The sequence below is a fragment of the Leptolyngbya sp. KIOST-1 genome (genome assembly GCF_000763385.1).
In the GTDB taxonomy this organism is placed as follows: domain Bacteria; phylum Cyanobacteriota; class Cyanobacteriia; order Phormidesmidales; family Phormidesmidaceae; genus Nodosilinea.
Genome location: NZ_JQFA01000006.1, coordinates 1 through 2,781 on the forward strand (window position 1 = coordinate 1; position 2,781 = coordinate 2,781).

At 57.0% G+C, this 2,781-nt stretch carries 6 protein-coding genes; 4 read left to right on the forward strand and 2 right to left on the reverse strand.

Annotation, left to right across the window (positions count from 1 at the left end):
- Positions 1 to 8 precede the first annotated feature (8 nt).
- Complete coding sequence (locus NF78_RS27575) at positions 9 to 230, reverse strand: hypothetical protein (RefSeq protein WP_035992540.1); 222 nt, start codon at positions 228 to 230, stop codon at positions 9 to 11.
- Positions 231 to 454: 224 nt separating this feature from the next.
- Here NF78_RS27575 and NF78_RS31690 point away from each other — a divergent pair, with 224 nt between their 5' ends.
- Positions 455 to 973: a hypothetical protein gene (locus NF78_RS31690; RefSeq protein ID WP_156120005.1), complete on the forward strand. Its 519-nt coding sequence runs from the start codon at positions 455 to 457 to the stop codon at positions 971 to 973.
- A gap of 68 nt (positions 974 to 1,041) precedes the next feature.
- Here NF78_RS31690 and NF78_RS27585 read toward each other — a convergent pair whose 3' ends face one another.
- Positions 1,042 to 1,557, reverse strand: a complete 516-nt coding sequence (locus tag NF78_RS27585) for a hypothetical protein (protein WP_156120010.1) — start codon at positions 1,555 to 1,557, stop codon at positions 1,042 to 1,044.
- 287 nt (positions 1,558 to 1,844) lie between these two features.
- Here NF78_RS27585 and NF78_RS32700 point away from each other — a divergent pair, with 287 nt between their 5' ends.
- From NF78_RS32700 to NF78_RS27600, 3 genes are all read left to right on the forward strand, one after another.
- Positions 1,845 to 2,075, forward strand: coding sequence for a hypothetical protein (locus NF78_RS32700; protein ID WP_052051082.1), 231 nt, complete (start codon positions 1,845 to 1,847; stop codon positions 2,073 to 2,075).
- Positions 2,068 to 2,307 (forward strand): hypothetical protein, encoded by a 240-nt coding sequence (locus NF78_RS27595; RefSeq protein ID WP_035994966.1) that lies wholly within the window; start codon positions 2,068 to 2,070, stop codon positions 2,305 to 2,307. Before NF78_RS32700 ends, NF78_RS27595 begins: the two co-directional genes overlap by 8 nt.
- On the forward strand, positions 2,291 to 2,781 hold a 491-nt coding region (locus NF78_RS27600), incomplete at its 3' end, for a hypothetical protein (protein WP_035994969.1). The genes NF78_RS27595 and NF78_RS27600, both read left to right, overlap by 17 nt.

A 2,781-nucleotide genomic window follows, 5' to 3' on the forward strand; every position in this document is an offset into this window, starting at 1 on the left:
GGCATGGGCTATTCCTCGGGTTTTGTTCGACGTGTTTGGACATCGCCAGTGGCCAGGGCGATTAACTCGTCAAGTCGTTCTACAAAATCAAACTCTTCTACGCAGGGAGCGTCATCTAGAGGCGCTGGTGACATGCCACCAAGAAGCAGAGCCTTTAGGGCATGCACTTCCCTAAGAGTTAAATCGAGCGAGTACAGCGGGATGGGGTATTCCTCTTTTTCCATTTCCATAGAGGGAACGGGGGCGATCGCCCCCGGCGAAACTCTGACTGACAGGGGTGGCCAGGGTGGGAGGCGAACCCACCACCGCCATGCGGCGGGCTGCCGAGACTGGCCAGGAATGCCGGGAGGAGAGTTAACCCCCGGCGTGAGATCCGACGTTTGATGCTTCACACCTTATGTATAACACAGTAGACTGAATGCATAACACTAATTAATTGTGTTATGCAATCCTTATGTCTAACGTATTGAGTCCGTCCGTATATACAATCGAGGAAAAGGTGATGGGTACAACGAATGAGCGAATCCAAGCAAGCCCGGAACCGTTGGGGCCAGCCGAAGGATCAGGGCCTTTATCAGCGCATGACAGCGGAGGGGCTAGAGGCACTGAAGGAGTCGGCAGCAGCGGCAGAGATGAGTCTGGCAGACTACCTAGAGTTTCTAGCCAGGGAGAGGATAGTGCCCCCGGTTCAGTCGGAGGAGTCACAACAGATCATGAGCCCTCAATTGGCGGCGTTGCCGGAAAAGCCCTCGGCCAGTGGGTCTTTAAATACCTGGAATACCAACTGGCCTATCATTCCAGCTCAATCGACTGGTACCAGGTTGAAATAGAAGGCTGCCAGAAGAAAATCAGGGAGCTTGAAGCTGAAATTGTTCGCTATCGAGAGGCGATCGACTGGCATCGCCACTACCTTGATGCTGTAACCATTGATATTCAAGCTCTAAACGCTGAAGCCGCTGAGCCCGAGGAATAGACAAACAAAGGCCCCAGAGATGCGATCGCACCCCTGGGGCTTCGTTGTATTCATGTATGCAGGGTTGCTCAGTAGAGGTGAACCTCATTGAGGGTGTAGATAGCCCCTCGGTACTCCCACCCTGGAGAGAGCTGCCAGTCACTTCTAAACCCTTTGGTGCGTTCGGTGCCAAAGAACCGGCCTGTAGCTTCGTAGCGTCCAGGGGGTACCTGAAAGGTGATTGGAGTGCCGACGGCACCCCACGGCGGGGAATTATCCCGGCTGTAGGTTGAGCACTCTTTACAGGCCTGCATTTTGAGTTCTAGGCGTTCCCCGGTGTCTCTAACCAGATAAATGGTGAGGGCATCAGGAGAGCCATTTATAAAGGTGACGGTTGAGGCCGTGCCGCCCACCTCCTGGTACAGGTTTGGTGGAGGGAAGTTGGCCAAGTTCCTATCATCCACTTCGCCGTAGCCGGTGCCCTGGCCAGAGTTCCCGATCGCGGTGAGCTGAGACCATTGGGCATTCCCATTCAGGGTTGCCACCAAAGTGGACATGGCCACAATCCCCGCAATGGTGAGGCTTGATTGCTGGTTTTGGTTCAAAGGCCTAGATTGCCGCTGACGCTTTAGGTTGAGTGGCTTGCCATGCTTCTTCTGAGTCTCATTTCTTGCCCATAACCAAAATCCCCCAATCAGGGCGATCGCCACTATTAGAAAAAGTTCCATTTCATCAACTTGCACTCGGTAGCCTCAAGATGCCCATTATTCGAGACCGCTACTCTGACGACTGGCCGCAGCAAGCCAGGGCGCTAAAGGATTCCGCCAATTGGCGGTGCCAGCAGTGCGACAGGCCCTGCCGAAGGCCTGGGGAGGGTTGGCCCTCGTTTGCCGTGAGAATCTCGGGTACTGAATGGCTGCCTGAGTTAGACCACCCAGGGCGCTTTACCCTAACGGCCGCCCACCTCGACCAAAACCCGGGCAACAATGACCCGGCCAACCTGGCGGCGCTCTGCTCGCCCTGCCACCTGCGCCACGACACGCCCCACCGGCCCGGCAACCGGCAGCGCAAGCGAAAGTATTTCGGCCAAATGCCCCTACTAGGAGACGATGACAATGCCTAAGCGCTACTACCAAACCGATCTATTTGTCGAAGGCCAGGCCGATCGCCTGGTCGATGACATCATTGCCAAAATGACCGAGCTGGGAATGAGCCAGGAGCAGCAGCGCCACCAGGTGATTGCGCTCATGGTGCAGCACACCCTACAGCATCTCCACCACATCCCCCGGCGCTACCGAGAGCTGTTCCTAGTCCTACTCGCTGAAGCGGTGCTGAAGGATGACCAAAACCCCTAGCTGCCCCCACGTGGTGCCCTCCCTCGATGACCCCGCCGGGTGGTACTGCACCGCCTACTGTAGCGGCAACTGTCACAAGGGGGCTGATTCATCTGCGGCAGCAGAAAACGACGATTTTATAGGGGTTACAGCGTCCGGCGCTGGGCAGCTGCACCGGCCCGCGGCCAGAGACTCGAGCACGGAATTGGCACACGATGATTTACCCATTCTGACTGCTATTTCGGCCATCGATGGCGGCGGCACAGCCCTGGAGGTAGGCGCGGTGGTGTGGCTGCCCCAGACCTTCTACGGCGTCACCGGCTGGCATCCCTACACGGTGGTGACCTCCGACCTGGCCAGAACCCGCACATCCATAGTTGTGGACAGCGAACTGAAGGAGGTGGTAGACACCCTAGTGATCAGCGAGTGGTTCAGGGCAAACGCCCTGGGCACACCCCCCAAGCCGGAGCCGGGGAAGACGATCGCCTACCAGGG